Here is a 26,503-nt window from a genome sequence, read left to right on the forward strand (position 1 = left end):
GCAGCGTGATTGTCTTGTCGAGGGGCTTGGGTGTCGTATCTGGCAGTCAGGCTGCTTCACGATAATGCGACGGCCACTTCCTTGGCTTCACGTCCGCCAGTGCCTTCGCGATTTCCGCGATATGTTCCGGCGTCGTCCCGCAGCACCCGCCCGCCAGATTCACGAGCCCCGCCTGCGCAAATTCCTTCAGCAAGCTGGACGTGACATCGGGTGTTTCATCGAAACCTGTATCGCTCATGGGATTCGGCAAACCCGCATTCGGATAACACGATACGTATGTATCGCAGAGCTTCGACAACTCGGCGATATACGGCCTCATCAGCGCCGCACCCAACGCGCAGTTCAAACCAAACGTCAATGGCCGCGCATGACGCAGCGAGTTCCAGAACGCCTCGACCGTCTGCCCCGACAAGATGCGCCCAGAAGCATCGGTGACCGTGCCCGAGATCATGATGGGCAGCAGTTCACCCGTGTCCTCGAACAACTGATCGAGCGCGAATAACGCGGCCTTTGCATTCAAGGTGTCGAAGATGGTTTCAACCAGGAACAGATCGCAGCCCGCATCCATCAGCGCCTTCGCCTGCTCGTAATAGGCCTGGCGCAGTTCGTCGAAGGTCACGTTGCGCGCGGCCGGATCATTCACGTCCGGCGAGATGCTCGCAGTCTTTGGCGTCGGTCCGATCGCGCCCGCGACAAAGCGCGGCTTGTCCGGCGTCGAGTACTTGTCGCAAGCCTCGCGCGCGAGTTTCGCCGACTGCATGTTCATTTCGACCGCCAGCGATTCCATGCCGTAATCGGCCTGCGCCACGGTCGTCGCGCCGAAGGTATTCGTCTCGAGAATGTCCGCGCCGGCAGCCAGATACTGGTCATGAATCTCACGAATCACATGTGGTTGCGTGATCGACAACAACTCGTTGTTGCCCTTGATATCGCGGGGATAATCAGCAAAACGTTCCCCACGATACGCCGCTTCGTTGAGCTTGTAGCGCTGGATCATGGTGCCCATCGCGCCGTCGAGAATGAGAATGCGTTGTTGCAAAAGAGCAGGCAACACGGCGCCGCGCGTGTATGGGCGGCGTTCTGCGGCAGATTTCGGGGCGACAGTTTCGCGGGACGGATTCATGATCGACATGGCTCCAAACAGGCTGAAATAACCTGACATTGTATCTGTAGTAGGGCACGACCGCTTTCTTATGGCGCTTTGCAAAACACCGGCAATCAAGCGCCATGAACAAAAAACCCCGCCACTTTCGTGGCGGGGTTTTTAGGGGTGTGTCGCTGGGTGTTTCTTACCGCTTGGCCAAGCTACAGCGCGGAGTACAGCGCTTAATGGAGGATCACCGGCTGGTTCATCAAGATGTCGAACTGGCCGAGAAACTCGTCCACGTCCTCCAACGATTGTTCTTCCTGCATCAACTTCTGGACATGCTCGCGAAAACGCGCCGCGAGTGCGCCGTCAATGAAGATTTCACGCTGCATGGTCTTGTCCACGATCTCGTAACCCCCCGCTTTCATCGCGAGATGATTGTCCTGCGGCGGGAATTCGACTACACAATAGTTAGGGCTGTTGTAGATCATTTGCATGGCGACACTCCTTATTCCTGTTTGCCCGTAAGGCGTTTCACCGTCTTACATTGAGCGTTTGGGTTGGAATTCAAGGGGTGGCCTCGACGTTGAGACCGAAAGCCCATCGAGGACCTTTGTTAGACATTCTCTCGCAAAAATGTTTCCAGAAGTGCCGTGAAACGCTGTGTTTCTTCTACTGGGGACAGATGTGGCGCGTAAAGTATTGCGAATCTTGCATTCATGATCGAATCCGCCACCGTTTTCGTCTGCATCGGCGGCAATGACCCGCTGCGGCGTTTTAATCGATGTCAATTGGCCTCTCGGATCGAAATCGCGGATCGCTTCGGCGACCTTGGCGAAACCTTCAACCGATGTACTTACAACCACTTCACCCCGTGCATGGCGGCTTGATCGGTACGTTCATACTGGCCCTGTTGAGAAGCAGCATCAGTTCGGGATCGAACTATCCTCACACATCCGCGCACGCTCTCGCATCACCTGTTTAACGGAGTTTTTCGTCAAATCTTTACCTTCTTCACATTACCCGGCCTGACTTAAGCCTGCGTTAAAACGAGCAGGCATCAAGGTTTATCGGATCCAGGCGCGGCGGGTGTTGCATTCGCTGGTGTTGCATCTTCAGACGCATCCGGCGTGCCTGCACCGGATTGGCCCTGCGTGGCGGATGGCGGCTGCAGCTTGCCGCGCCAGAGCATTTCGATCTGCATGCCGTTCGGCTCTGTCTGCAGAATACGCACGGGCAACCAGCCCAATGTGGGCGCAAGCCAGATGTCCAGGCGCCGGCGATCACCTTCGCGCCGTGGCAGGCGGGTGAAATGGCGAGCCTCTACGTTGCCGTCAGCAGTCTGGACGTTTTCATCGCCGACGGTTTCTATCGGCCAGATCTCGTTGCTGTCGTTATCGGCAACACTGAATTGACGTACTACGCCGGGCTTGTAGGTATCGGGCGAGCCGCGCACCAGACTCGACAACTGCATGACAACGCTGAAACGGTCTTCCGCGCCATCGGCGAGCGGCTGGTTGTTCGGTGTGCGTGTGTAGACCAGTTGCTTCGTGGTGCGATCGAAGACAGTGATGTCGGCGGCGCGGCGGCCACGCTGCTCCGAGTATTGCTCGGGTGCAATGCCGAAACCGTCAATATGGCCTTTGCTGGAATACACATACGGTCCGACGAACGGCAAGGGGATGGACACGACCATCTCGTAGTGCTGGCCGTCGTTGATCCAGTGGATATTGCCGACCTGGTTCATCACGCCGTTGATCCGCGTGTCGTAACGAAGCTCGCCCGAAGGCGGGACGTTGAATTTATCGCCGGTTGCGGCGGCTGCGGCAGCGGCTGCTTGAGAGGCTGCAGCGTCACTTGCTGCTTTCGCGGCTGCTTGGGCTGCTGCTTGGGCCGCTTGAGCTGCTTGCTCGGCCTGAGCTGCTTGTGCTGCCTGCACCGCTTGTGCCGCCTGCACCGCTTGTTCAGTTTGCGCTGTCGTGATGGCGTGCGTCGGTCGGGGTTGCGGCGCCGGCTTGGGCTTGACCACGGGCGGAGCCGGCGCGACAGGCTTCGGCGTTTGCGCTATCGGCTTGGGCGTCAGCAACTCGACTTGCACCGGCACATGTTCAGCCGGCTCCGGATTCGACGCGCTCCTGTTCCTGTCCACCCATCGCCCCGCGACCCAATGCAGTGCCAGAACAACCAGAAGCACGGCCAGCCACACCACCCATCGAAGGGAATGGTCGGCGGATGAATTGTCGGACGATGCGCCGGAAAGGGCGCGACGGCGGCGAAGCAGGGAGTACGGCATCGGCTAGCTCGGAAACGCGCGTGGTCGGGCAGGCGGTAAAACACTGCCCGGGGAACAATCGGCAACGATCATGACAGAACGCGAATGATCAGATGGACAAGCTAAACGCGCACGAAAGCGAAACGCGCACGAAACGCATATGACTCCCGGGCACGCGACGATGTTCCGCGCTCGCGAAGCATCGTGCGATCCTCAAGTCTTACCGTTCGCCCGGCTTATACCCGAGTTCGTAAGAAAGTTGTCCAGCGCATTCTCGCAAGGCGGTGTCAATTTCGCCGCCCCAGCGGGTATCGAATGATCCTTCGTGGCCAAGCGCAATCAACCCGAGCGCGAGATCGCCTGTTGAGTCGAACACCGGCGTGCAGAACGCATGGATGGTCGGCAGCAACATGCCCTCCACCCGCGCCGCGCCGTGTTCGCGAATCTCGGCGAGCACCGGTTCAATGTCCGCCATTGACTGTCGCGTGGCGGCGAGTTCGCGATCGAGCATAGCTTGCGTCTTGCTGCGCGGCAGCCACGCAGCAAACAGCAAACCCGTCGCCGATGACAACAGCGGCATGACATCGCCCAGTTTCAACGAAGCCTTCGCGGGATAGCTCGACTCCATCCAGTGCACGACCGTCGGCCCCTGATTGCCCCATACCGCGATCCCCACCGTCATATCCAGGCGATCGCGCAATCCCGTCAGCGCGATGCGTGCGAGCTTTACTCCATCGACACGAGCAAGCCGTGCCAAACCCATCTGCAACGCGAAACCACCAAGCTCATAACGCCCGGACACCGGGTCCTGCGAGACTGCGCCAAGCCGCAGGAAACTCACCAGGTAACGATGCGCCTTCGCCGGACTCATGCCGGCGCGCTGGGCGAGATCGCGCAGCATCATCGCGCGCGGCTCGTTCGTCAGCACGTCGAGCAAGCGGAAGCCGACTTCGATCGACTGGATGCCGGAGCGGGATTTTTCCTCGGCGATGTCGGTAGTGTCGGAGGAATCTGCGAGGCCGAGGGCATCGTCGGCTTCCGCCTGTTCGGATAAGGGCAACGCGGACGAACCGGGACGGCTGGGAGAGTGCATGGAGAAATCGATAACGGCGCGAGCCGGTTCACAAAACAAGGTTAGGTCGGAGGCGCGCGAGCGGCCTGAGTGGCGGCAGTCAACCGCTGAGGGAACGGCGGGTGCGACCCCATGGAAACGGCAACCGGCAAAAGCCGTCACCGCTCAAAACGGCCGTCCATCAACTCTGCAAACGAACCGGCAAACGCAGCGAACCATTCCACCGCCTCAGCCCGAATCATCCCAAAACCTCCCCGACATGATTCACCATCGTAAAATAGATTTCCTCCATCGTCACTAAACGTACAAAACGGTTTATGAAACTTGCCACGCTGAAGGACGGAACCCGTGACGGCCAACTGGTCGTTGTATCGCGTGATTTGCGCACGGCGGCCATTGCCGAAGCGATCGTGCCGACGCTGCAACGCGCGCTGGACGACTGGACTTTTTACGCGCCGCAGTTGCTGGACCTCTCGGATTCGCTGAACCAGGGCCGCGCGCGCCACTCGTTCGCCTTCGACCCCAAAGCCTGCATGGCGCCGCTTCCCCGCGCGTTTCAGTGGGCCGACGGTTCCGCTTACGTGAACCACGTCGAACTCGTGCGACGCGCCCGCAAAGCGGAAATGCCGCCTGAATTCTGGACCGATCCCTTGATGTACCAAGGCGGCGGTGACGATTTTCTCGGACCCACGGACGATATTGTGTGTGCATCGGAGGCCTACGGCATCGACTTCGAAGCCGAAGTGGCCGTCATCACGACCGACGTGCCGATGGCCGTCAAACCCGCCGACGCGCTCAGGCACGTGCGCCTGCTGATGTTGGTCAACGACGTCTCGCTGCGCAATCTGATCCCCGCGGAACTCGGCAAAGGTTTCGGGTTTTTCCAGAGCAAGCCGGCCACGGCGTTCTCGCCGGTCGCGGTCACGCCGGACGAACTTGGCGAGGCGTGGCGCGAGGGCCGTGTGCATCGGCCGATGATCGTGCACTGGAACGGCAAGAAAGTCGGCCAGCCCGATTGCGGCACCGACATGGTGTTCAACTTCGGCGAGCTGATCGCGCACGCGGCCAAAACCCGCAATGTGCGCGCGGGATCGATCGTCGGTTCGGGCACGGTGTCGAACAAGGATACGAAGCGGGGTTACTGCTGTATCGCCGAGAAACGCTGCCTGGAGACCATTGAACACGGTGTGCCCACAACGGAGTTCATGAAGTTCGGTGACAGCGTCAAGATCGAAATCTTCGACGAAGCGGGCAAGTCGATTTTTGGCGCAATCGATCAGTCGGTCGTGGCGCTGAACGAGTAACCGACGAATTAGCGACGCCGCCAGTAAGGGGTTTCGCCCGATGCGCTCACATGCTGCGCCGCCCTACACTTAGCCGCATTGCGCCGAAACGCTTACAAAAAACTGCGTCGGCGCACCCATAACAAGGAGACTTCGATGCAGTCAGGCGGCAGATGGGGAACGGCGTTCAGGCAGTTGGCGGCGGGTGTTTTGATCACACTTTCAACGGTAGCCTGGGCGCAGACGCCGCATGTGAAGATCGGGCTGGTGTTGTCGTTGACGGGGCCGGCGGCGTCGCTTGGCATTCCGGCACGCGACACCGTCGCGCTGCTGCCGAAGGAAATGGGCGGGCGCCCGGTGGACTACATCATTCTCGATGACGCCTCCGACACAACGCAGGCCGTCCAGACCACGAAGAAGCTGATTTCCGAAGATCACGTGGACGCGATCATCGGTTCATCGATTACGCCGAACTCGCTTGCCATGATCGATGTGGTCGCCGACGGCCAGACGCCAATGATCTCGCTCGCGTCTTCATCGAAGATTATTGAACCCGTGGATGCCAAGCGCCACTGGGTCTTCAAGACGCCGCAAACCGACGCGATGATGGCGTCCGCCATTGCCGAACATGCCAGCAATCACGGCGTGAAAACGATGGCGTACATCGGCCAGGCCGACGCGCTCGGTGAGACCTTTTATGCAGAGGTAGCAAAGTTCGCGCAGCTCCACCACATCACAATGGTGGCGAACGAGCGCTTCAACCGGACGGACACGAGCGTGACCGGACAGGTGCTGAAAATCATCGCGGCGAAGCCGGACGCAGTGGTGGTCGGTGCAGCGGGAACGCCCGCCGCGCTGCCGCCGAAAACATTAAGAGAACGCGGTTACAAAGGCACGATTTATCATAACCACGGCACGGGCAATCGCGACTTCCTGCGCGTGTGCGGCGCGGATTGCAACGGCACGTTCTTGCCGGCGAGCCCGGTGCTGGTAGCGTCGCAACTGCCCGACGATCATCCTGCGAAACATCTCGCGCTCGAGTACATCAAGCTGTATGAAACGAAGTACGGCGCGGGTACAGTTTCGGCATTCGGCTCGTATGCTTGGGACGCGGGCATGTTGCTGAACCGCGCGGTGCCGATTGCGTTGAAGGCGGGCGCGCCGGGCACGCCCGAGTTCCGTGGCGCTTTACGCGATGCGCTCGAAAACACGAAGAATTTTGCGGACTCGAACGGTCTCGTCAACATGACGCCGAACGATCATATTGGTCTCGATCAACGCGCCCGCGTGATCGCGGAGATCGAGAACGGCAAGTGGATCTATCAACCGCGTTGATTTTCGTTTAGCTGAGGCACGGCCATGAGCGACCTTTCCCTGTACTCACATTACACGTCGCTGGAATTACGGCGGCACGACCACGGTGTGCTCGAAATCGTGATGAACGGCGCGGGCGCGAACAAAAGCGGACTCGCGACGGCGGACGCGAACATGCATCGCGAACTGGCGGATATCTGGCGCGATATAGATCGCGATCCGGACACGCGCGTGGCGTTGATTCGCGGCGAGGGCAAGGGGTTTTCGGGCGGCGGCGACCTGGATCTGGTCGAACAGATGGCCTCTGACTTCGAGGTCCGCGCGCGGGTCTGGCGCGAGGCGCGCGATCTCGTTTATAACGTGATCAACTGCAGCAAGCCGATCGTCTCGGCGATGCACGGGCCGGCGGTTGGCGCGGGACTGGTTGCAGGTCTTCTCGCCGATATTTCGATTGCGGCGAAAACCGCGCGCATTATTGATGGACACACGCGGCTTGGCGTGGCCGCTGGCGATCACGCGGCAATCGTGTGGCCGTTGCTGTGCGGCATGGCGAAAGCGAAGTATTACCTGCTGTTGTGCGAACCGGTGAGCGGCGAGGAAGCGGAACGTATTGGGCTGGTGTCGCTCGCGGTGGACGAGATCGAACTGATGCCGAAAGCCATTGAAGTCGCGAATCGTCTGGCGCAAGGGTCGCAGACGGCCATCCGCTGGACGAAATACGCGCTGAACAATTGGTTGCGAACGGCAGGACCTGCCTTCGATACGTCGCTGGCGCTCGAATTCATGGGCTTTTCCGGGCCCGATGTGCAGGAAGGCGTCAAGTCGCTGCGTGAGCGGCGCGCGCCGAATTTCCCGGGCGGATCGCCGTTTTAGATCTGCATCGACCAATTTGTGGTTTCCCCTCTACCCGATACGTACCCGCAGCATCAAGGAGAAAGTCTCATGGCCGATACGCCCGGTGGTACGCCGCCCTTTGGAAGCTTCCCAGGCATGACCGGTTTCCCTCAGGGCGACATGATGGAAAAGATGTGGGACATGATGAAGCTGAACCCGTTCGCGGCCGCCGCGACACCGGGAGGGTCTCCGTCGCTGTCCATGATGTCCGACATGCTCGCGCCGCTTACGAACGTGGAAGAGCTCGACAAGCGCATCAAGGATATGCGCGCGGTGGAGCAATGGCTCAAGCTCAACCTGAACATGCTGCAATCGGCTATCCAGGCGCTGGAAGTGCAGCGCGCGACGCTTGCCACGTTGCGCGCGTTCGGTGCGTTCGCGCAGTCGTCGGTGGAGAAGGCTTCATCGCCGGCGCCATCATCGGTTACTTCCGGGTGGCCAGTGCCGCCAGCGGAAAAGCCGAAGGCGGAAGCGCAGCCGCAGCCGGACACTGACGCGCCAAATGAAGCCGGCGTGAACGACGCTTCATTCGATCCTTCGGGCTGGTGGAACATGCTTCAGTCGCAATTCAACAGCCTTGCGACCTTGGCGATGGCGCAACAACATGCCGGCGCGGCGACGCCGAGCATGAGCACGGATGAAGACGAAAACGGCGATGACGACGATAACGATGTAGAACCGCCCGAAGCCGACGCGCCGCCAGACACTGACGCGCCACCAGCGGCCAAGAAAGCCGCAGCGAAGAAAGCGCCTGCCAAGAAAGCGGCACCGCGAAAGAAGCCGCTTTGATCCTTGCTATCCATGCTTCAAGCGGCGTGGCGATACGGTTGAAACGCTAACCTATTGCGCTGCGCCGTTGGCGAGCAACTGGTTGCGCAAGCCCGGCGCCGATGTGCGCGGATCGAGCCAGATCGAGAAGAATGCGCGAGCGAAGTCGTCGCCGGGAATAGTGCCGATGACTTTATCGTCGGCATAAAACGTCGTGCCGCGTTCGGGCACGAATACGCCAATGACATGATCTCCCGGCTGCACGTCCGGGAAGATCTTTTCCATCTGCTCTTGCCATTGCGCCGTCTGTGCCTTGCTGGCGACCTTCAGGTCGTCCATTTCCTCGCGGCCTCTTTTGGCGATCGCGGCGCCCTTGAACGCACGCCCATATTCGATATCCAGCGCAAACGGCCGCGCGGTCAATTCCTTGCTCGACAGACCCGTCGGCCCAACAAACAGCTTGGCGTCGTAGATATGAAAACCGTACATGCGCAACTCGCCTTCGCCCTGCACGCGCGCTTGCGGAATCGTCTGGCGTACGACCGGCGCGGCGTCAAAGGCAAACGCCTGCAGCGGCAAGACGATCAGGATCAGCGCGAGCGCGGCGGCTCTCGCAATCAGGCGTGCTCCAGCGTGAACTGGATGACGTCGGTGTTCGAGTGCGCGAACGCGGCCTCGCAATAACATAGGTAAAAGTCCCACAAGCGGATGAATCGTTCGTCGAATCTTTGTGCGCGGATCTCGTCGAGCCGCGCAACAAACGCGTTGCGCCACATCCTGAGCGTGCGTGCATAGTCGCGGCCAAAGGAGAACTGGTTGACCACTTTCAGCCCGTGGCGTTCCGCCGATTGCACGAACACGGCAGGCGAAGGCAGCATACCGCCTGGAAAAATATACTGCTGGATAAAGTCGGTGCTCGTCCTGTAACGCTCGAACAGCGCGTTGTCGATGGTGATCGTCTGCACGCATGCGCGCCCGCCACGCTTGAGATTGCGCTTGATGCATTCAAAGTAGCTTGGCCAATATTCCTCGCCCACGGCTTCGAACATTTCTATCGATGCAATCGCGTCGAACTGGCCGTGGGTATCGCGGTAATCCTGCAGGCGAAGATCGGTCTGGCCGCTGAGCCCCGCGTCTGCCAAACGCTGCTGCGCGTAAGCCAGTTGTTCCGTGGACAGCGTCAAGCCGGTCACGTTTGCTTTCGCCTCGCTTGCGGCGAGTTGCGCAAATCCGCCCCAGCCGCAGCCGATCTCCAGCACGTTCAGGTTGACGCCATCGAGCTCCAGTTCGTTCAACAACCGCCGGTATTTCGCACGTTGCGCATCGTCGAGCGTCTGGTCCGGCGAGCCGTCGAAGAGGGCGCTCGAATAGGTCATCGTGCTGTCGAGCCAGAGCTTGTAGAACGCGTTGCCGAGGTCGTAATGCGCGTGGATATTGCGCCGGCTGCCTTCCTTTGTGTTCGCATTGCGCAGATGCCGGAAGCGATTCGTCAACTTGCCGAACCACGAGCCGTAGACTACGGCCTCGATCGTCGTGCGGTTACGCACCATGATGTCGAGCAGCGCGGCGAGATCGTCGGTATGCCAGTCGCCTGCCAGGTAGGTCTCGGCAAAACCTATATCGCCACTCTTCAGCGCCGCTGCGCACACGTTCCAGTTGGTCAGCACAACACGCGCGTAGGGAGGGTTGCCGGGGGCGTCGGCGGCTTGTCCGAAGCGGCGCGTGGTGCCGTCGGGGAGGTGGACATCGAGCACGCCGTATTGAAGCTGGCCCAAGAGGCTGAGCACCATGCGCGCCGCCGCGGGTTTGCGCCACGCGCGATGAGTCCGCAGCAAGGGCCGGATGAACCACGATGCAACCGGACTGCGAAGCGATGAAGAAGAGGAGGGCTGTGTCGACATTTGCAAGTCACCTGGTCGGCAATTCGGCCCGCTCGTGCGAGACGTTCGCAGCCGGCGGAGTGGGTTTGCTCATGAACGGCACGCGCTTGAAGAACAGCTTCAGCGCCTGCCAGTGAATTTTCGCGACGACGCCGAACGTCATCAGCGGATAGCCGAAGAACACGCGCAGCACGTTGTGGGCGTCGAGCGGACGTGCGCTCCCCGCAATGCTGGTCAGCAGCAGCGGACCGTCGCCGTCGTCATAGTCGATGCGCGCGAGGGAGCGCAGCGGCTTACCGCGTTTCGGCGATGCAAACATGAAGCGGAACGTGTAATGCCCTTGCACCTTGCAGAACGGCGACACGTGGAAAACCTTGGTGACGGTGAGCGGCGAGCCGTTCAGGACGCCGCTGCCTGGATCGAGCAGATAGCAATGGCGCTCGCCGAAGGTGTTGTTCACTTCGCAGACCACGGCGCGCAACGCACCGTCTGCACGCTCGCAAAACCAGAAGCTCACCGGATTGAACACGTAGCCCAGCACGCGCGGGAACGTGTGCAGGAAGATCTCGCCGGTGGCGTCGTGGATGCCGTTTTCATGCAGCATCGATTCGATCCATTGAAGCGATGTTTGTCCATCGGCACCGTGGTCGCTATCGTAAAAGCTTAGTAAGCCGAATCGATTGGTCGCGAACAGGCGCGAGTCGCGTTGAGTACCTTGGGCCAATCTTGCAGCGCGAGCGCGCAGCGGTAGCCGTAACGTGTAGACGCCGTAGGAGAACGCGTTGCGTGCTGGGCGCAGCCGCTTGTGTCGCACGGACCCGACGAGCAGCAGGTCGGGGGCATCGAAGGATTGGGGGGCGGGCGTACTCATGCTGCAAGCGCCTGTGCGTTGTGGCTCAATGCCGCGATGGCGGTCAGCTTCGCGGCCGCTTCAAGCCCCGACTTCAGGCCGTCCTCGTGGAAACCGTAACCGGTCCATGCACCCGCGAACCACGTATTGCGTACGCCTTGCATCGATGGCAAAGCGCGTTGAGCCTGGACGGCGGCTTGATCGAAAACAGGGTGGCTGTAGGCGAACTCGCGCATCACTGTTTCGCGGCGCGGCTCACGCACCGGATTCAGCGAAACGATGACTGGCGTCTTGAACGGCAACGGTTGCAGCTTGTTGATGAGGTAATGCACGCATAACTGCGGCTCGCCCCCAAGCTCGCCGGTGCGGCTCTCGTAGTTCCATGCCGACCATGCGCGTTGCGCCGGCAACAACGAAGCGTCGGTATGCAATACCGCGCGATTCGGTTCATAGCCGATCGCGCCGAGCGTCGCCGATTCGTCGTGCGAGGGATCGGCGAGGAGGGCGAGCGCTTGATCGCTATGACACGCGAGCACGACGTGATCGAAGTGTTCCAAACCCCGCGCGCTATCGATCTCCACGCCATGCGCGCTGCGTCTCACCGATGTCGCGGGCGCACCGACGCGGGCATCGCGGATTACGGGCAGCATGCGCCGCACATATTCGCGCGCGCCGCCGTTGACGGTGTGCCATTGCGGCCGGTCGTTGACCTGCAGCAAGCCGTGGTTATGACAAAAGCGAATCAGCGTGCCAATGGGAAACGCCATCATCTGCGATGTGGAGCAGGACCAGATCGCACCGATCATCGGCAGCAGGTACCAGTCGCGGAAAGCCGTCGAAAACTTTTCGCGTTCGAGAAAAACGCTCACCGGCTCGGCGAGTTGAACGTCCTTGCCAGCCAGAGCCAGCGCGGTGGTCGTGCGGTTGAAGCGGAGGATATCGGCCAGCATGCGCAGGAATGACGGGCGCAGCAGATTGCGGCGCTGCGTGAAGACCGTATTCAGGTCGCTGCCCGCCCATTCCAGCCGACGGTCCGTCAGCGAGACGGAAAACGACATATCGGTCGCGGTGGTTGGGACGTCGAGTTCTTCGAACAGCTTCACCAGGTTCGGATAAGTACGGTGATTGAAGACCAGGAAGCCCGTATCCACGCCATGCGTGATGCCATCGAGTGTCACGTCCACCGTGTTCGTGTGACCGCCAAAGTAGCCGTTGGCCTCGAACAGCGTCGCGTCGATACCTGCCTCGGCCTTTGCCAGCCGGTACGCGCACGCCAGCCCAGAAATCCCCGCTCCAATTACCGCAACTTTCATGACGTTGCTCCGTGTGTCTTTGTCTTTTGTGTCGACTGCCTGATGGCTCTGACGGCTCTTTGTCTGGAACTACCGGCGGCGGCTCATGCCGCGTTCAAGGTGATTTACGCAATCCCGGTCGCGATGGATGCACGTGGCCGGAATTAAACGATCACTCGTTGACGACGTTTTGTCCAACATAAATAAGAATTTTCGTCTATATTTAATAATGTTTCGAATTGCCGGTAAAGTCCATAGATATACGGCTTGTGGCGATTTTTAGTCCATTTGTGAATCTATTAATTCAAGAGTTTGTCCATGACAAATACATCAGAAACCGGTCTACCCTTGAACGTTGCGGTGGCTGGCGGGACAGAAACCGGAAGCCCAGCGCCGGTGAATCCCGACCCAGCGGGCACGGCGGAGGACAGTGATGTGACGGGCATCGCGGGCGTCGGCATTGGTATTGGAGCGATTGCTCACGAGATCGGGCTCACGAAGGACACGTTGCGGGTCTGGGAGCGGCGTTACGGTTTCCCGCAACCGTTGCGATCTTCAGGCGGCGAGCGGCTCTACCCGCAGGAGCAGGTGACCAAGCTGCGTCTGGTCAAGCGTTTGCTGGATGCAGGGCACAGGCCGAGCAAAGTTTTGCCGCAATCCATCGCGCGGCTGCGGCAACTGGCTGAAGATTCAGGCGTGGGGCAGGATGCGCCGGACGTTGAACTCGACCGGCTCGTTGAGTTGCTGCGTGTAGGCCGATACGACGACTTCCGCTTCGAACTGCTCAAGCGCGCCACGCGCGAAGGGCTCGCGCGCTTCGTTCTCGACGTGGCCGCGCCGCTGTCGGCGAGGGTGGGCAATGCATGGGCTGCAGCCACGCTGCAGGTTTATCACGAGCATCTGTTCAGTGAAGCCATGCAGGTCACGCTGCGCTCGCTGATGCGCCCGCTATGCGAGGCTTTGCGCGGGCGCGGCACGCACCCGCGGGTGCTGCTCACCACGCTGCCGGGCGAGGGGCACGGGCTAGGCATCCTGATGGCGGAGGCCATGCTCGCGCTCGCCGATTGCGAGTGCATGGCGCTAGGAACGCAGACCCCGCAGCTAGACATTGTGAACGCCGTTACGGCCCATGAAATCGAGATCGTCGCGCTGTCGTTCGCTGCTTCCATGCCTGTGCAGGCCGTGATCAACGGACTCACGGAGTTGCGTGCGGCGTTGCCGCCGAAAGTGGCGATCTGGGTCGGCGGCAGCAGTCCCGCATTGCGGCGCAAGCTCCCTGACGGCGTGTTGAGCGTCGCGGGACTTGAGCCGATTGAAGCGGCTGTAGCGGAGTGGCGTCATAGCGCCATGCTATGATCGATGGGCAGTTTGCTGCATCGTCCCTGCATTGTCCCCTTCGCATAAGGGTTGACATCAAGGTTGACGCAGAGGTTGATGCAGCGAGGCCACTCAGGCGTGACCAGGGGCACAATTTATGGTCTCGCCGAGGTGTGGCGTAAAACATGTTGCGCCTTGCGCCTGTCACGTGCAAAAGGCATGCTTCACGCGGCGCACGCAGCAGGTTAGCCGCTGAGGGTTGGCAAGAGCCTCGCCAAGGAGCAGGGTTTACAAAGTATCAAAAAAGGCTTTAAACGAGCTTCATCACAGCTCGCGCTTCGTACTTACCTCAGGCACAGGGTTCGCTCCTCACCCACGGTAGACATTGCAATGCGGCTTGCGCTGCGCGTTTGCAACGGGCAAAAAGTCGCAGAGGGACGCGACAGGCGCTTCTTTACCGTTTTTGCATCTAAGCGCCTGATTCCCGCGTAAAATTGAAAGCTTCGCTGCTGGCCGCGCGGATTTCCGCGCGTAGCCGGCTAAAGTTACAACAGACAGAACTGTCGCACTACGTTGCAAACCAGGGGTGGACTATGAACACGATGCTTTATCCGGAACTGTATAAATCGCTGGAATCGGTTCGTTGGGACATGGAGAAAGATATTCCCTGGGACAAATTCGACTCGGCGCTGCTCACCGACGAACAAGCCAAGACCATCAAGATGAACGCGATCACCGAATGGTCCGCGTTGCCCGCCACGGAAATGTTCCTGCGCGACAACCACAACGACAGCGATTTTTCGGCGTTCATCAGCGTGTGGTTTTTCGAAGAGCAAAAACATTCGCTCGTGCTCATGGAATACCTGCGCCGCTTCAAGCCTGAAATGGTGCCGACCGAAGCAGAACTGGATGCCGTTCGCTTCGAGTTCGATCCTGCTCCCCCGCTCGAAACGCTGATGCTGCACTTCTGCGGCGAGATCCGCCTGAACCACTGGTACAGGCGCGCGGCCGAATGGCATACGGAGCCGGTGATCAAGCATATCTACGAAACCATTTCACGCGACGAAGCACGTCACGGCGGCGCGTATCTGCGTTACATGAAGAAAGCGATGACGCAGACCGGCGATATCGCGCGTGCCGCGTTCGCGAAGATCGGTGTCCTGATGGCTTCAGCACGGCGCACGGAAAAACCGTTGCATCCGACCAATCTCCACGTAAATCAGGCGCTGTTTCCGCGCGACACAATCCAGTCGCGTTTGCCGGACCCGGAGTGGCTCGAACACTGGCTCGACGAACAAATTCGCTTCGACGACAGTTGGGAAAAGAAGGTTGTCGAACGGATCCTGCATAACCTTTCCATTCTGTTCGAACGCTCGTTTGCCACGGCGCAGGAATTGAACAGGTATCGCAAGGAAGTCGTGCTGCGCCTGCAAGCTGCGCAAGGAACTGCACAAGGCGCGTCGCAACTGCCGGCCTGACGGGAATTCCAACTTGTTGTTCTGAACAGCCCGCTGGCTTTTGACCGGCGGGCTGTTTTGTTTGTGAAGGGGGCGTTTCATGCGCAACGCGCTTGAATATGCTTGTGCGCCGCTGTGCGTATAAACGCGCGCCGGCACGCGTGGCACACTACGGTCCTTCTGAATCCCTCATCGTTGACAGACATGCCCGCTCCTTTCGAACGCAAGATCATGACGCGCGACGCGCTCGCTGCTGTGCGCCCGCAATTCACGTCGCCGGTAGTTTTCACGAACGGCGTTTTCGATATCCTGCATCGCGGCCATGTGACCTATCTCGCCGATGCGAAAGCGCTAGGTGCAACGCTGATTGTCGGCGTGAACAGTGACGCGTCGGTGCGCATGCTCGGCAAGGGCGACGACCGGCCGATCAATCGCGAAGACGACCGCATGGCGCTGCTGGCCGCGCTCGAAAGCGTGGATTGGGTGGTGAAGTTCGAGGAGTCAACGCCGCTGGAGCTGATCGGCGAACTGCATCCGGACGTGCTGGTGAAAGGCGGCGACTACGACATGGACAAGCTGGCGGAATCGGCGTTGGTGCGGAGCTGGGGCGGCAAGGCGCTGGCCATTGCGTTCGAGCACGATCGCTCGACGACCGCGTTGCTCAAGAAAGTGCGCACGCAGGGCGCAGAGAAATAAGCGCGTCGCTGGAAAACAGTTTATTGCGTGAGTGGCGCCGCCTGCACGGCAGCCGCGGGCGCGGGACCACCGACCACGGCCTGATCCGCGGCTTCTTCGGGGCTGATCGGGCGAACCCGTACCAGTTCCGGGTGGACTTGCCGGTCGAGATGTTGCGGTTCGCGTCCGCCGGCCGCCGGAAGCGGTCCGAAAACGCCTTGCACGACAACGAACATCAACAGGTTTGCCAAAAATAAAAGGGCGAGCAGCCAGCGCAACATGGAAAGCGCTCCATCAATCAAGTGAACGGGAAACGGCGGCTTCGCGAGCGATCAATGCAAGCCCCGCGAGCACGAGGGAGTCGTGGCGAGTATGCGGCACCTTGAGCGCGCCCGCCACTTCGCTGGCGCCACCGCCGCTGAGAATCAGGCGTACGTCGTTGTTCCAAAGGGCGCGCAGATCGTGCCACGCACGTTCTATCAAACCGGCCTGCGCGAGCAGGCATCCCGATGACAACGCCGTACGCGTGTCGGTCGCGAAAATACCCTGCGATGAACTGATCGCGCGGCGGGCGGTGTCGGGCAACAGCGTGGGCAATTGCGCCGTGTGGGTGCCGAGCGATTGCATCATCAGCAGCCAGCCGGGGGCGATCAGACCGCCGGTGAAGGTGCCATCGGCGAGCAACGCTTCGAGCGTCGTCGCCGTGCCGATGGTGGCAATCAGCAAGTTTTCCCCGGGATACGCCGCGTGCGCGCCGATCATGCCGCACCATCGGTCGCTGCCGAGCGCCGCTGGTTCCGTGTAGCGATTCGTTACGCCCGATTGTTGCGCCTGCGCGCGTACGATCGTGCGGGGCAAGCCGGGCCAGCGCGCATCAAGAAGCGTTGTAATCCGCTCGCCCACGCGCGGCCCCGCCACGTTCGAAATCCACACGCCTGCGGGTGTCGGCAAGCTGGACCAATCGGCTATATCCGTCAGAACGGTTTCGACGTCAACGTGTTCAAACGCGCCGCCGTTCAGCGTTTCATGGGCGGCGCTTACCAGCGACCACTTGATCCGGCTGTTGCCTGCATCGATAAGCAGAAACGGTGCACCACTCACGGCCGCTGCTCCGCGAGCCGCAGCGAGACGTCGCCAGTGGTGGCGGTCCTTAGACCCGTCGGCGTGTCGATCTGCAACTGGCCGTTATCGTCAATACCAACCGCCAGGCCACGCGCCACTTCCACGCCCTGCTCAAGCAGCACCACCTCGCGTCCCGCGTAGGCGTGCGCGGCGAGCCACTGCTGGCGGAAGGGGCGGAAGCCATCGGCGGCAAAACGTGCGAGGGTGGCATCGAGCGCGTTCAGGACGGCGGCGAGGGTATCGGTGAGATTCGCTTCGGGCCACGCCCGTGACAACGAGGCAGGTGTATTACCCGGCACGGGAAGGGCGTTCCGGCGTTGGGCTTCATCGAGTTCGGCCGCCAATTCCGCCGCGCCGTGCAGATTGATGCCAATACCAATCACGACCGCGCTCGCTCGCGGCGTATTCCACGCGGTTTCGATCAGGATGCCGGCGAGCTTGCCGTCGTCGAGCAGGATGTCGTTCGGCCATTTCAGCGCGAGTCTCGCCGATGCCGCCAGCGGCAAGCCGTTCAGCGCTTCGAGCACCGCCGTGCCTACCGCGAGGCTCAGGCCCGCGAGCCCTTCAAGCGGCCGTGGCAGCACGCAGGCGATGGAAAACAGCAACGCGTTGCCCGGCTGCGCAACCCACGTGCGGCCCCGGCGGCCCCGGCCGGCCGTCTGCAAGTAAGCAACACGCACGAAAGGCGTGCCATCGGCGGCCTTCAGCGTCGAACGTGGCGAGAACGAGTCGGGCGCCGACGATGACGCTGACGTCTTGTTGCGAGGCTGCTCCTTGAGCTGCGCCATGAGGTCAGCATTCGTGGAGCCCGTTTCATCAACGATCTCGATCGGCCAGTCGCGCACCGGCCGCGCGGCGAGCGACATCAGCCGGTCGCGGTCGATACGCCAGGCGGCGTCGAGCGGGAAAGACGAGTTGGATGAGTTCATATCCGCATTGTAGCGATCTGTCGACCGGCAGCCTTGACGGGGAAACACCCACCCCGATCGTTGCACCGTGCCCGGGCGCCGAAACCCTGGCCGCTTGGCTAACGCCCCACCTGGTCGAGATTCCATCACGTACCTTCGCTACAATGGCTTCTCCCTCCCCCTTACCCGGAGCGTTTTCACGCCTTGAACTTCGACACTCCGCCCGGCCTGTTGGTCGAGTCCGGCCAGCAGGGCAAGCTTGTCCGGCTTTCCGGCCAGTGGACGGCGTTCGCACTGGCGCGTGATCACGCGAGCACCAAGCGCGGCGCGGTGGACCGGCTGCGCAGCGTCGGGCAGGAAGCAATCAGGCAGTGGGACCTCCTGCCTATCGAACGGCTCGATCACGTCGGCGGACAGGCTCTGTGGCGCGTGTGGGGCAGGAAGTTGCCGGAGCGCGTCATGCTCTCGGACACGCAAAGGGAAATCTTCGAAAGGGTCGCGTTGCTTGACGCGAATCGTGAAGAGCCTGAACAGATTGATCGTAGCGATCCCATCACGCGCCTCGGCCTGATGCTGTTCTCGTTCTTCGAGCATCTGTACGGTGGCCTCGCCATGTTCGGCGGCTTTGTGCTCGACCTGATCGGGCTGGTGCGACGCCCGAAGCGCATTCCGTGGACCGAAATCTCCGCGAACATTTATAGCGCGGGCACACAGGCGCTCGGCATCACGGCGCTTGTGGCGTTCCTGATCGGCATCGTGCTGAGTTACCTGTCCGCGCAACAACTGCGCATGTTCGGCGCGAACCAGTACATCGTGAATATTCTCGGGCTTTCGGTAATACGCGAACTTGGGCCGGTGCTGTCCGCCATCCTGGTCGCCGGCCGCTCCGGTTCCGCCATTACTGCGCAGATCGGCGTGATGCGTGTGACGGAAGAGCTCGATGCCATGCAGGTCATGGGCATTCCGCACGGCCTGCGGATCGTGCTGCCGCGCGTGCTGGCCCTCGGCATTGCCATGCCGCTGCTGGTCATGTGGACCAACATGGTCTCGCTGCTCGGCGGCGCGCTGGCAGCGAAGCTGGTATTGGGTATCGATCTGTCCTTCTTTGCGCGCTCCCTGCCCTCGGTCGTGCCGATCGCCAACCTGTGGATCGGGCTCGGCAAGGGCGTGGTGTTCGGCATGCTGATCGCACTGGCCGCGTGCCATTTCGGCTTCCGCATCAAGGCGAATTCGCAGAGCCTGGGCGAGGGGACAACCACCTCGGTGGTGTCGTCCATCACCATCGTGATTCTCGCCGACGCCGTGTTCGCCATCCTCTTCCAGTCGGTGGGGCTCTGATGTCGGCTACTCTCGCATCCGCCGTTCGCGATAAACCGATGCCCGTCACCGCCGAGCCGGTGATCGAAGTGGTGGACGTGACAAAGCGCTACGGCCGTACGGTGATCCACGAGCATCTGAACCTCGAAGTGCGGCGCGGCGAGATCCTGGCGTTGCTAGGCGGGTCGGGCTCCGGCAAGACCACGCTCGTGCGGCAGATGCTCGGGCTGGAGTCGCCCACGTCCGGCACGATCCGCGTGCTCGGCGACGAGTGGGCGAACATGAACGACGAAACCGCGCGCATCCTGCGCACGCGTTCCGGCATGATGTTCCAGCAGGGCGCGCTGTTCTCGTCGCTGTCGGTGTACGACAACATCGCGCAGCCGTTTCGCGAACTGGGCAAGATTCCGGAGGACCTGATCCGCGAGTTCGTGATGCTCAAGCTCGAGATGGTCGGGCTGTCGTGCAAGAACATGAGCAAGATGCCGTCGGCGTTGTCGGGCGGGATGGTCAAGCGCGTGGGGATTGCACGGGCCATCGCGCTCGAACCTGAACTGCTGTTTCTCGATGAACCCACGGCGGGGCTGGACCCGAAGGCGTCGGACGAATTCGTCGACCTGATCGCCACGCTGCACCGGGCGCTCGGGCTGACCGTGGTTCTCGTCACCCATGACCTCGACACCATGGTCGCGCTGTCCACGCGCGTAGCAGTGCTGGCCGAGCGGCGTGTGCTGGTGGCAGCTCCCGTAGAAGAGGCGGTGGCTGTGGATCACCCGTTTATTCGCGAATATTTTCTCGGGCGGCGCGGCAGGCGCGCGTTGCAGGCGCTGCCGCCCGAGCGCCGTGCAAAATTGCCGGCCGTCGCGCTGGAAGACGCTCCATGCCGTCCCGCGCTTTAACCGTTCCCAGCGGTCTTGCGGACATGTTTCCGGGCGGCTCTCAGGTAAGAAAGCTCTGGAAGGTCGTAGTAAAAAAAGGAACCTGCTGATGGAAAACAAATCCCATGCGTTCTGGGCCGGTCTGTTCACTATCGGGCTGTTGGCCGCTATCGGCCTCGCGGTGTTCTTTTTCAATGTGGACCGCACCGTGCGCGTGCCGTACGACCTCGTCGCGCGCACCAACGTGACGGGTTTGTACACTGACGCCGACGTCCGGTATCGCGGGCTTGGCGTGGGCAAGGTGACGTCCATCAAGTTCGATCATGAAAATCCGGGGCAGATCCGCATCCGCATTGAGGTCGACAAGAACGCGCCGATCACGCAGTCCACGTTCGCTACGCTCGGTTTTCAGGGCGTGACGGGGATTGCATTCGTGCAACTCGACGATACCGGCAAGAATCCCGCGCCGTTGCCCTCATCCGCGCAGAAGGTGGCGTCGCTGCCCTTGCGTCCGGGCTTGTTCGACCAGTTGCAGCAACGTGGCGACATCCTGATCAAAAAGTTTGAACGACTTGCCGACGATGCAGACAGATTCATGTCCGACGACATGCGCGATCAGGTGCAGCAGACCGCCAAAAGCCTGCAAGGCGCGGCAGACAGCATTGCTGTGTTGAGCAAGCAGGTCGGCCCGGTGGCGCAGCAACTGCCCCGAACGCTGGATCAACTGGATCGCACGCTCGCATCGACCAATGCGCTCGCGAACAGCCTGAGCCGGGCGGACGGCCCGTTCGTGACCAACATGAACAAGGCGGGTGAGGCGGCTGAACGCGCCGGCCTGGTGATGAACGAAGTCAATGAGTCGTTGCAGGAGATGGCCGCGCGGGTGGGCTACGAGACCTTGCCGCGCGTGAATTCGCTGGCCGACGACGTGGGCAGTGCGGCGCGCTCCGTGGATCGTGCCGCCGAAACCTTTAACCGGAATCCGCGCAGCGTGCTGTTTGGCGCGCCGCAGCCGGCACCTGGGCCTGGCGAGCCGGGTTTCCAGTGGCCGTCGGCCCCATCGAAATGAAGCCGCGAATGAAGTCGCACAACATGGCGCAGAACCATCGGCATCGGGTTCGCTGCCCGCAGAAATTTGGCGGACTAGAGTTCGGTGTCCAAGCGCTTTTGATCATGAAATAGGGAACTGTGATGCCACACACGATCTTGCAGGCGATGCGCTTATCCAAGCGTGCTGCGCGCCCGCTGCCGCGGGCGCGCTCCGGTTTTATCAGCCTGGCCGCCGTCACCGTTGTTGCCGTACTCGCGGGTTGCGCGTCGGGACCGCCCGCGGCCGTGTCGAATATCCGCTACGACCTGGGCGCGCCCACGCCTCTTGGCAACACCATGAACATGCCGCCGGTGAAAGTGCTGGCGGTGAGCGCAGCGAAAAACCTGGATACCGACGCGTTCGTGTATCGCCTGAAATATGCCGATGCCCAGCGCACCGGCAGCTATGCGGACAGCCGCTGGACCATGTCGCCGGCGGAGTTGCTCACGCAGCGCCTGCGCGCGACGCTGGCCTCGCGCGGCCCGGTGCTCACGGGTGCAGACCCGGTGCGCGCGCCCACGTTGCAGGTCGATCTGACGGACTTCGAGCAAGTCTTCGATGCCCCCGAGCAAAGCCATGGCGAGGTCTCGGCGCGGGTGACGTTGTCGCAGCATGGGCAGGTGGTCAGCCAGCGCACGTTCATCGCGCGGGCGCCTTCGTACACGGCTGATGCCGCCGGTGGCGCGCGTGCGCTCGCCGCCGCTTCCGATGACCTGATCGCGCAAATGGCGGCATGGCTCGGCGTGCAGCCGCTGGTTGCTTCGCAGTGATAGCCGTGAACGCCTCGAACGTGTCCGGTACCGTCTAGTGATTGCTACGTATGTCGACGGGGCGCGCTGCGCCACACCGCAACAACGAGGGCGGCGCGCATGAGTCTCAAGCACTGGCAGCGCCGGCCGTCCGCGCTTTCGCGGCAGGCTCTGGCGGTTTACACAATGCTGGTGGTCTACGGATCGCTGTATCCGTTTTCGGGCTGGCGTTCGCAGGGAATCGGTCCGTTCGCGTATCTCACCGATCCGCTGCCGCAATATCTCACCGCGTTCGACGTCATCACCAACGTGCTCGGTTACATGCCGTTCGGTGCGCTGGCCGTGCTTGCGCTTTATCCGCGCTGGCGCGGCGCGCTTGCGGCGGGCGTGGCGTTTATCGGCGGGGCGATGTTGTCGGGCTCGATGGAAGCCGTGCAGACCTATCTTCCCACGCGCGTGGCGTCGAATCTTGATTTGGCCGCAAACGCCCTCGGCGCGCTGCTGGGCGCGGCGCTCACCGCGCCCGCCACCAGCATGCTGCTCGACCGGGGCTTGCTGCGGCGCATGCGTTTCATGTGGTTCGAGCGCGATGCCGCGTACATGATTGGTTTATCCGGGCTCTGGCCGTTTGCCGCCATGTATCCCGCGCCGTTCCTGTTCGCTGTTGGGGATTTGCCGCGCGTGCTGTGGCTGAGCATCGACCCGGTCATGCAGGACGCGCTGCTCGCGTGGACGCCTGCCGCGTGGAACGTCGCGGCCTGGCCGGCGCACCTGGGCGCCAAGCTCCCCGACGCCGCCTGGGAAACGCTCATCACCTCGCTCAACCTGTTTGCCGCGCTGGTGCTGGCCACGTTGCCAATGCGCACCCGCGCGCCGCGCGTGCGGCTGCTGCTCGGACTGGTGCTCGCGACACTGGGCGCGAAGGCCGGCGCGACGTTCCTGCAATCGCGCTCCGGGCTCACGCTTAACTGGGCCACCGACGGCGCCATAGCAGGCATTGCGTTCGGAACGCTGGCGGGTGTGCTGTCACTGCGATGCTCGCGGGCGTGGCGCGCGACGCTGGCCGGTCTTGCGCTTATCGTGGCGCTGGTGCTGGTGAATCTTCTGCCGGTCAATCCCTATTTCGATATCGTGCTCGCCGACTGGCGCCAAGGGCGTTATCTGCATTTCAACGGCCTTTCGCAGTGGCTTGCGTGGGTGTGGCCGTATGCCGCACTTGGCTGGCTGGCATCGACTGCGGAGCGTGCATTTCTGGCCCGGCGGCGTCACGGCGGTGAAAAGCGACGGTCGTTATAATCGGCTCAAAGCAACACAAAAATCCCACGACATCAAACATCTTCCGGCCAAGCTCATGGACCCGTTCTACAAGTATCACGTGTTCTTCTGCCTCAACCAGCGCGACCCCGACGCCGCACGCCCGAGCTGCGCGAATTGCAATGCCCAGTCCATGCAGGAGTACGCGAAAAAGCGCGTAAAACAGCTCGGGCTCGCGGGCGACGGCAAGGTCCGCATCAACAAGGCCGGTTGCCTCGAGCGCTGCGAACTGGGGCCCGTGGTCGTCGTGTATCCCGAAGGAACCTGGTACACGTATGTGGATGAAGCGGATATCGATGAAATTGTCGATTCGCATCTGGTCAACGGCAAGATCGTCGAGCGTTTGCTGATCGATCAACCCGTGGTCTGAGGACTCACGCAATGAACGCACAGACCGACAGGTTTCTGATCGACGGACCGGTGGGCAAGATCGAAGTCGCGCTGGATCGTCCCGCCGACGGCACCGCTACAAGAGGCATTGCGCTCGTTGCGCACCCGCACCCGTTGTTCGGCGGGACGATGGACAACAAGGTCGCGCAGACGCTCGCGCGCACGCTCGTGCAGCTTGGATACATCACGTATCGCTCGAATTTTAGGGGCGTGGGTGAAACGCAAGGCGAGCACGACAATGGCACGGGCGAACGCGACGATCTGCTGGCCGTGGTCGCTCATATGCGCGCGCAGCCGGGCCAAGCCGATGTCCCGCTGGTGCTCGCCGGTTTCTCGTTCGGCACCTTTGTGATGTCGCATGTGGCGAAGCACTTGCGCGAGTCGGGCGAGACCATTGAGCGGATGGTGTTCGTGGGGACGGCGGCGAGCAACTGGCAGGTGGCCGAGGTGCCGGACAACACGCTCGTGATTCACGGTGAAGTGGACGAAACCGTGCCTATCAGTTCCGTGTACGACTGGGCGCGGCCGCAGGAATTGCCGGTGGTCGTGATTCCCGGCGGCGAGCATTTCTTTCATCGGAAGCTGCATGTGCTGAAGAAGATTATCGTCGACGCATGGCGTTGAGTTTTCTTCGGTTTTACGCTTTACCGAAACAAACCTTCTGTTGAATCAACGCGCGGCGCGAGGCTTTCAAAGGCTTTGCGCCGCTGCCGATTTTATCCTTCTTTTCACGAATCCCCGGCACATCCAGCCACTTTCGCGGCAAAAGCGGTTTGGCGCACGCGTATAATGGCGCAGACTTTTGCGCGACCGACTGTCGGTTCAGCGCTCGCCGTAGCGCATGCGGCACGTGTCCGGCACTGAATTTTGCGGGCACGCAAAGCGCATGCGCCGCTCGAGTATCGAAGCGCGCGGAGGTCAGTCCAGCGAGCGTTTTATGTCGCGCCGGCGGATTAAGGATTCAACCGGGCATTCGCCGGGTTTGTCTTGGGTTTTAAGTGTTGCGTGCTTTATGTCGCGGTTTGAAGTTGCCCGTCATTCAGGGCAGTTCGAATGCGATTCAAAAGCGGTCAAACGAAAACCGATGCAACCCAAGCGGTCCCGATTGGTCCAATCAATCCGCTATCGTGCGACGTGCGCGACGTCCGACAATGTCGTCACTCAAAGCGCTCTACTGGACTGACCCTCCGCCTGTACAACCCGTGCGTTGCGTGTTTCCTTGAAGGGAATGCCTGACTCGCCGATGTTTTTTCTGCCGATCCGAACCTATGCGCTTTTCCCCTTCAAGCTTGTCCTTCGTCGCTCCTTCTGCCATTCACCGCGCTGTCACTGCCGCCATCGTTTTGCCCGCGACGCTTGTCGCGGCGACTGCGTTTGCGCAAGTGCCGCCGCCCGATGTCACGGCGCGTTCCTGGGTTCTCGTCGATGCCACCAGCAATCAGGTGCTTGCTTCCGGTAACCCGGACGAGCGCTCGGAGCCGGCGTCGCTGACCAAGCTCATGACCGCTTATCTCGTCTTCGACGCGCTCAAGTCGAAGAAGATCAACATGGACCAGACGGTCATGCCGAGCGAAGCCGTGCGCCGCGTGGGCACGGACGAGTCGCGCATGTTTATCGAGGCGAACAAGCCGGTGACCGTGCACGATCTCGTGTACGGCATGATCATCCAGTCGGGCAATGATGCGGCTATCGCGCTGGCTGAACTGGTGGGCGGCAGCGAGTCGAACTTCGTCGCGCTGATGAACGCGGCGGCGAAACAGATCGGTATGAAGAATACCCATTTCGCCGATGTGAACGGCATGCCCGACCCGCAGCACTACACCACGGCGGGCGATCTGGCCGTGTTGTCCACGCGCCTGATCCGCGATTTTCCCGAGTACTACAGCATTTTCTCGGTGAAGGATTTCACCTACAACAAGATCAAGCAGCCGAACCGCAACCGCTTGCTGTGGATCGATTCCACCGTTGACGGCTTGAAGACCGGTCACACCAAGGCTGCCGGTTATTGCCTGATCGCCTCGGCGAAACGTCCGCTGGATGGTGTACCCGACGCCAACCGCCGCCTGGTCGCCGTCATGATGGGCGAGCCGAAAGAGCACAACCGGGTGCAGGACAGCCTGAAAATGCTGAACTACGGCTATACGGCCTATGACGCATTGCGCCTGTACAAGGCGGGTCAGGTGATCGAGTCGCCGCGTGTTTACAAGGGCACCGAAAACCTGGTGCAGGCGGGCGTGGAGTCGGATCAGTACATCACCGTGCCGAAGGGCATGGGCGACAAGGTGAAGCCGACGGTTACGCACAACGACACCATCGTCGCGCCGATCAAGAAGGGCCAGCAGATCGGCACGGTGAAGATGATGGCGGACGGCAAGGAAGTTGCGCAGTTTCCGCTGGTCGCGCTGCAGGACGTGCCGCAAGCCGGTTTTGTCGGCCGGACGTGGGACTCGCTGCTGATGATGTGGCAAAAGAAGAAGTAAGCTGAAGAAGTAGGCAGTCAGGCAGGGCGGTGGTTGGATTTATGTGATCCGGCTCCATCTACGCCTGCTGTAAGACGCCCGGGTGGACCGGGCG

At 61.3% G+C, this 26,503-nt stretch carries 27 protein-coding genes; 16 read left to right on the top strand and 11 right to left on the bottom strand.

Annotated features, from left to right (window positions below):
* Nucleotides 1–46: 46 nt before the first annotated feature.
* Together SBC1_RS01075 and SBC1_RS01080 are read right to left on the bottom strand one after the other, a co-directional pair.
* Nucleotides 47–1,123, bottom strand: a complete 1,077-nt coding sequence (locus SBC1_RS01075) for a homocysteine S-methyltransferase family protein (protein ID WP_165085787.1) — start codon at nucleotides 1,121–1,123, stop codon at nucleotides 47–49.
* A gap of 203 nt (nucleotides 1,124–1,326) precedes the next feature.
* Nucleotides 1,327–1,584 carry a DUF3567 domain-containing protein gene (locus SBC1_RS01080; protein WP_056358215.1) on the bottom strand — a complete coding sequence of 86 codons (258 nt, stop codon included), beginning with the start codon at nucleotides 1,582–1,584 and terminating at the stop codon, nucleotides 1,327–1,329.
* 222 nt (nucleotides 1,585–1,806) lie between these two features.
* On the opposite strand from SBC1_RS01080, the gene SBC1_RS01085 reads away from it, so the two are divergent.
* Nucleotides 1,807–1,977: a hypothetical protein gene (locus tag SBC1_RS01085; protein WP_165986964.1), complete on the top strand. Its 171-nt coding sequence runs from the start codon at nucleotides 1,807–1,809 to the stop codon at nucleotides 1,975–1,977.
* Between the two features lie 170 nt (nucleotides 1,978–2,147).
* Here SBC1_RS01085 and SBC1_RS01090 read toward each other — a convergent pair whose 3' ends face one another.
* Entirely contained in the window at nucleotides 2,148–3,380 is a 1,233-nt protein-coding gene (locus tag SBC1_RS01090) for a DUF3108 domain-containing protein (RefSeq protein ID WP_165986965.1), read from the bottom strand.
* Nucleotides 3,381–3,579: 199 nt separating this feature from the next.
* A complete protein-coding gene (locus SBC1_RS01095; RefSeq protein WP_165085796.1) occupies nucleotides 3,580–4,452 on the bottom strand; it encodes an IclR family transcriptional regulator in 873 nt (290 codons plus the stop codon).
* A gap of 296 nt (nucleotides 4,453–4,748) precedes the next feature.
* On the opposite strand from SBC1_RS01095, the gene SBC1_RS01100 reads away from it, so the two are divergent.
* The 4 genes from SBC1_RS01100 to SBC1_RS01115 all read left to right on the top strand — a co-directional run bounded on the left by SBC1_RS01100 (nucleotide 4,749) and on the right by SBC1_RS01115 (nucleotide 8,711).
* On the top strand, nucleotides 4,749–5,735 hold the full coding sequence (locus SBC1_RS01100) for a fumarylacetoacetate hydrolase family protein (protein WP_165986967.1): 987 nt from the start codon (nucleotides 4,749–4,751) through the stop codon (nucleotides 5,733–5,735).
* 135 nt (nucleotides 5,736–5,870) lie between these two features.
* Entirely contained in the window at nucleotides 5,871–7,049 is a 1,179-nt protein-coding gene (locus SBC1_RS01105) for an ABC transporter substrate-binding protein (RefSeq protein ID WP_165986969.1), read from the top strand.
* A gap of 24 nt (nucleotides 7,050–7,073) precedes the next feature.
* Nucleotides 7,074–7,901: an enoyl-CoA hydratase/isomerase family protein gene (locus SBC1_RS01110; RefSeq protein WP_165085802.1), complete on the top strand. Its 828-nt coding sequence runs from the start codon at nucleotides 7,074–7,076 to the stop codon at nucleotides 7,899–7,901.
* 69 nt (nucleotides 7,902–7,970) lie between these two features.
* Nucleotides 7,971–8,711: a PhaM family polyhydroxyalkanoate granule multifunctional regulatory protein gene (locus SBC1_RS01115; protein ID WP_165986971.1), complete on the top strand. Its 741-nt coding sequence runs from the start codon at nucleotides 7,971–7,973 to the stop codon at nucleotides 8,709–8,711.
* A gap of 51 nt (nucleotides 8,712–8,762) precedes the next feature.
* Here SBC1_RS01115 and SBC1_RS01120 read toward each other — a convergent pair whose 3' ends face one another.
* From SBC1_RS01120 to SBC1_RS01135, 4 genes are read right to left on the bottom strand one after another with little or no spacing between them, the layout of a single operon-like run.
* The gene (locus SBC1_RS01120) at nucleotides 8,763–9,377 is read right to left on the bottom strand and encodes a chalcone isomerase family protein (protein ID WP_165085806.1); all 615 of its coding nucleotides are present in this window, start codon (nucleotides 9,375–9,377) and stop codon (nucleotides 8,763–8,765) included.
* Complete coding sequence (locus tag SBC1_RS01125) at nucleotides 9,308–10,591, bottom strand: cyclopropane-fatty-acyl-phospholipid synthase family protein (RefSeq protein ID WP_165085809.1); 1,284 nt, start codon at nucleotides 10,589–10,591, stop codon at nucleotides 9,308–9,310. The genes SBC1_RS01120 and SBC1_RS01125 overlap by 70 nt, the downstream gene beginning before the upstream one ends.
* Before the next feature lie 7 nt (nucleotides 10,592–10,598).
* Nucleotides 10,599–11,441, bottom strand: a complete 843-nt coding sequence (locus SBC1_RS01130; RefSeq protein WP_165986973.1) for a DUF1365 domain-containing protein — start codon at nucleotides 11,439–11,441, stop codon at nucleotides 10,599–10,601.
* Nucleotides 11,438–12,733, bottom strand: a complete 1,296-nt coding sequence (locus SBC1_RS01135; RefSeq protein ID WP_165986975.1) for an NAD(P)/FAD-dependent oxidoreductase — start codon at nucleotides 12,731–12,733, stop codon at nucleotides 11,438–11,440. The genes SBC1_RS01130 and SBC1_RS01135 overlap by 4 nt, the downstream gene beginning before the upstream one ends.
* Nucleotides 12,734–13,030: 297 nt before the next feature.
* On the opposite strand from SBC1_RS01135, the gene SBC1_RS01140 reads away from it, so the two are divergent.
* From SBC1_RS01140 to rfaE2, 3 genes are all read left to right on the top strand, one after another.
* Nucleotides 13,031–14,068, top strand: a complete 1,038-nt coding sequence (locus SBC1_RS01140; protein WP_165986977.1) for a MerR family transcriptional regulator — start codon at nucleotides 13,031–13,033, stop codon at nucleotides 14,066–14,068.
* Between the two features lie 554 nt (nucleotides 14,069–14,622).
* Entirely contained in the window at nucleotides 14,623–15,507 is an 885-nt protein-coding gene (locus SBC1_RS01145) for a ferritin-like domain-containing protein (RefSeq protein ID WP_165085819.1), read from the top strand.
* A gap of 183 nt (nucleotides 15,508–15,690) precedes the next feature.
* A complete protein-coding gene (rfaE2, locus tag SBC1_RS01150) occupies nucleotides 15,691–16,182 on the top strand; it encodes a D-glycero-beta-D-manno-heptose 1-phosphate adenylyltransferase (protein ID WP_165085827.1) in 492 nt (163 codons plus the stop codon).
* Nucleotides 16,183–16,202: 20 nt separating this feature from the next.
* On the opposite strand, the gene SBC1_RS01155 is transcribed toward rfaE2, so the two are convergent.
* Genes SBC1_RS01155 through SBC1_RS01165 form a run of 3 tightly spaced genes read right to left on the bottom strand, consistent with a single transcriptional unit; the run spans nucleotide 16,203 to nucleotide 18,212 of the window.
* Nucleotides 16,203–16,442, bottom strand: a complete 240-nt coding sequence (locus tag SBC1_RS01155) for a hypothetical protein (RefSeq protein WP_165085831.1) — start codon at nucleotides 16,440–16,442, stop codon at nucleotides 16,203–16,205.
* A 13-nt stretch (nucleotides 16,443–16,455) separates the two neighbouring features.
* Nucleotides 16,456–17,262, bottom strand: a complete 807-nt coding sequence (locus SBC1_RS01160; protein ID WP_165986978.1) for a type III pantothenate kinase — start codon at nucleotides 17,260–17,262, stop codon at nucleotides 16,456–16,458.
* Entirely contained in the window at nucleotides 17,259–18,212 is a 954-nt protein-coding gene (locus SBC1_RS01165) for a biotin--[acetyl-CoA-carboxylase] ligase (RefSeq protein WP_165085837.1), read from the bottom strand. Before SBC1_RS01165 ends, SBC1_RS01160 begins: the two co-directional genes overlap by 4 nt.
* Nucleotides 18,213–18,395: 183 nt before the next feature.
* Between SBC1_RS01165 and SBC1_RS01170 the strand changes: the two genes are divergently transcribed.
* From SBC1_RS01170 to SBC1_RS01205, 8 genes are all read left to right on the top strand, one after another.
* Complete coding sequence (locus SBC1_RS01170) at nucleotides 18,396–19,529, top strand: ABC transporter permease (protein ID WP_165986981.1); 1,134 nt, start codon at nucleotides 18,396–18,398, stop codon at nucleotides 19,527–19,529.
* Nucleotides 19,529–20,407, top strand: a complete 879-nt coding sequence (locus SBC1_RS01175) for an ABC transporter ATP-binding protein (protein ID WP_165085842.1) — start codon at nucleotides 19,529–19,531, stop codon at nucleotides 20,405–20,407. Before SBC1_RS01170 ends, SBC1_RS01175 begins: the two co-directional genes overlap by 1 nt.
* Nucleotides 20,408–20,495: 88 nt before the next feature.
* Nucleotides 20,496–21,455, top strand: coding sequence for an MlaD family protein (locus SBC1_RS01180; protein ID WP_165986983.1), 960 nt, complete (start codon nucleotides 20,496–20,498; stop codon nucleotides 21,453–21,455).
* Between the two features lie 146 nt (nucleotides 21,456–21,601).
* The gene (locus SBC1_RS01185) at nucleotides 21,602–22,246 is read left to right on the top strand and encodes an ABC-type transport auxiliary lipoprotein family protein (protein WP_165093008.1); all 645 of its coding nucleotides are present in this window, start codon (nucleotides 21,602–21,604) and stop codon (nucleotides 22,244–22,246) included.
* Nucleotides 22,247–22,345: 99 nt separating this feature from the next.
* Entirely contained in the window at nucleotides 22,346–23,521 is a 1,176-nt protein-coding gene (locus SBC1_RS01190; RefSeq protein ID WP_165085847.1) for a VanZ family protein, read from the top strand.
* 55 nt (nucleotides 23,522–23,576) lie between these two features.
* On the top strand, nucleotides 23,577–23,909 hold the full coding sequence (locus SBC1_RS01195) for a ferredoxin (RefSeq protein WP_165986985.1): 333 nt from the start codon (nucleotides 23,577–23,579) through the stop codon (nucleotides 23,907–23,909).
* An 11-nt stretch (nucleotides 23,910–23,920) separates the two neighbouring features.
* Nucleotides 23,921–24,553, top strand: a complete 633-nt coding sequence (locus SBC1_RS01200) for an alpha/beta hydrolase (RefSeq protein ID WP_165986987.1) — start codon at nucleotides 23,921–23,923, stop codon at nucleotides 24,551–24,553.
* A gap of 644 nt (nucleotides 24,554–25,197) precedes the next feature.
* Nucleotides 25,198–26,409 (top strand): D-alanyl-D-alanine carboxypeptidase family protein, encoded by a 1,212-nt coding sequence (locus SBC1_RS01205; protein ID WP_165085851.1) that lies wholly within the window; start codon nucleotides 25,198–25,200, stop codon nucleotides 26,407–26,409.
* Nucleotides 26,410–26,503: the final 94 nt, after the last annotated feature.

The organism is Caballeronia sp. SBC1, assembly GCF_011493005.1.
Lineage (GTDB): Bacteria > Pseudomonadota > Gammaproteobacteria > Burkholderiales > Burkholderiaceae > Caballeronia.

Bases quoted from the DNA above. Each gene is read 5' to 3' on its own strand.
- SBC1_RS01090 (WP_165986965.1), bottom strand. From the start codon at position 3,380: ATGCCGTACTCCCTGCTTCGCCGCCGTCGCGCCCTTTCCGGCGCATCG.
- SBC1_RS01075 (WP_165085787.1), bottom strand. From the start codon at position 1,123: ATGAATCCGTCCCGCGAAACTGTCGCCCCGAAATCTGCCGCAGAACGC.
- SBC1_RS01180 (WP_165986983.1), top strand. From the start codon at position 20,496: ATGGAAAACAAATCCCATGCGTTCTGGGCCGGTCTGTTCACTATCGGG.
- SBC1_RS01125 (WP_165085809.1), bottom strand. From the start codon at position 10,591: ATGTCGACACAGCCCTCCTCTTCTTCATCGCTTCGCAGTCCGGTTGCA.
- SBC1_RS01205 (WP_165085851.1), top strand. From the start codon at position 25,198: ATGCGCTTTTCCCCTTCAAGCTTGTCCTTCGTCGCTCCTTCTGCCATT.
- SBC1_RS01105 (WP_165986969.1), top strand. From the start codon at position 5,871: ATGCAGTCAGGCGGCAGATGGGGAACGGCGTTCAGGCAGTTGGCGGCG.
- rfaE2 (WP_165085827.1), top strand. From the start codon at position 15,691: ATGCCCGCTCCTTTCGAACGCAAGATCATGACGCGCGACGCGCTCGCT.
- SBC1_RS01200 (WP_165986987.1), top strand. From the start codon at position 23,921: ATGAACGCACAGACCGACAGGTTTCTGATCGACGGACCGGTGGGCAAG.
- SBC1_RS01190 (WP_165085847.1), top strand. From the start codon at position 22,346: ATGAGTCTCAAGCACTGGCAGCGCCGGCCGTCCGCGCTTTCGCGGCAG.
- SBC1_RS01135 (WP_165986975.1), bottom strand. From the start codon at position 12,733: ATGAAAGTTGCGGTAATTGGAGCGGGGATTTCTGGGCTGGCGTGCGCG.
- SBC1_RS01130 (WP_165986973.1), bottom strand. From the start codon at position 11,441: ATGAGTACGCCCGCCCCCCAATCCTTCGATGCCCCCGACCTGCTGCTC.
- SBC1_RS01120 (WP_165085806.1), bottom strand. From the start codon at position 9,377: ATGTTATTGCGAGGCCGCGTTCGCGCACTCGAACACCGACGTCATCCA.
- SBC1_RS01100 (WP_165986967.1), top strand. From the start codon at position 4,749: ATGAAACTTGCCACGCTGAAGGACGGAACCCGTGACGGCCAACTGGTC.
- SBC1_RS01115 (WP_165986971.1), top strand. From the start codon at position 7,971: ATGGCCGATACGCCCGGTGGTACGCCGCCCTTTGGAAGCTTCCCAGGC.
- SBC1_RS01110 (WP_165085802.1), top strand. From the start codon at position 7,074: ATGAGCGACCTTTCCCTGTACTCACATTACACGTCGCTGGAATTACGG.
- SBC1_RS01185 (WP_165093008.1), top strand. From the start codon at position 21,602: ATGCGCTTATCCAAGCGTGCTGCGCGCCCGCTGCCGCGGGCGCGCTCC.
- SBC1_RS01085 (WP_165986964.1), top strand. From the start codon at position 1,807: ATGATCGAATCCGCCACCGTTTTCGTCTGCATCGGCGGCAATGACCCG.
- SBC1_RS01175 (WP_165085842.1), top strand. From the start codon at position 19,529: ATGTCGGCTACTCTCGCATCCGCCGTTCGCGATAAACCGATGCCCGTC.
- SBC1_RS01165 (WP_165085837.1), bottom strand. From the start codon at position 18,212: ATGAACTCATCCAACTCGTCTTTCCCGCTCGACGCCGCCTGGCGTATC.
- SBC1_RS01155 (WP_165085831.1), bottom strand. From the start codon at position 16,442: ATGTTGCGCTGGCTGCTCGCCCTTTTATTTTTGGCAAACCTGTTGATG.
- SBC1_RS01140 (WP_165986977.1), top strand. From the start codon at position 13,031: ATGACAAATACATCAGAAACCGGTCTACCCTTGAACGTTGCGGTGGCT.
- SBC1_RS01095 (WP_165085796.1), bottom strand. From the start codon at position 4,452: ATGCACTCTCCCAGCCGTCCCGGTTCGTCCGCGTTGCCCTTATCCGAA.
- SBC1_RS01145 (WP_165085819.1), top strand. From the start codon at position 14,623: ATGAACACGATGCTTTATCCGGAACTGTATAAATCGCTGGAATCGGTT.
- SBC1_RS01080 (WP_056358215.1), bottom strand. From the start codon at position 1,584: ATGCAAATGATCTACAACAGCCCTAACTATTGTGTAGTCGAATTCCCG.
- SBC1_RS01195 (WP_165986985.1), top strand. From the start codon at position 23,577: ATGGACCCGTTCTACAAGTATCACGTGTTCTTCTGCCTCAACCAGCGC.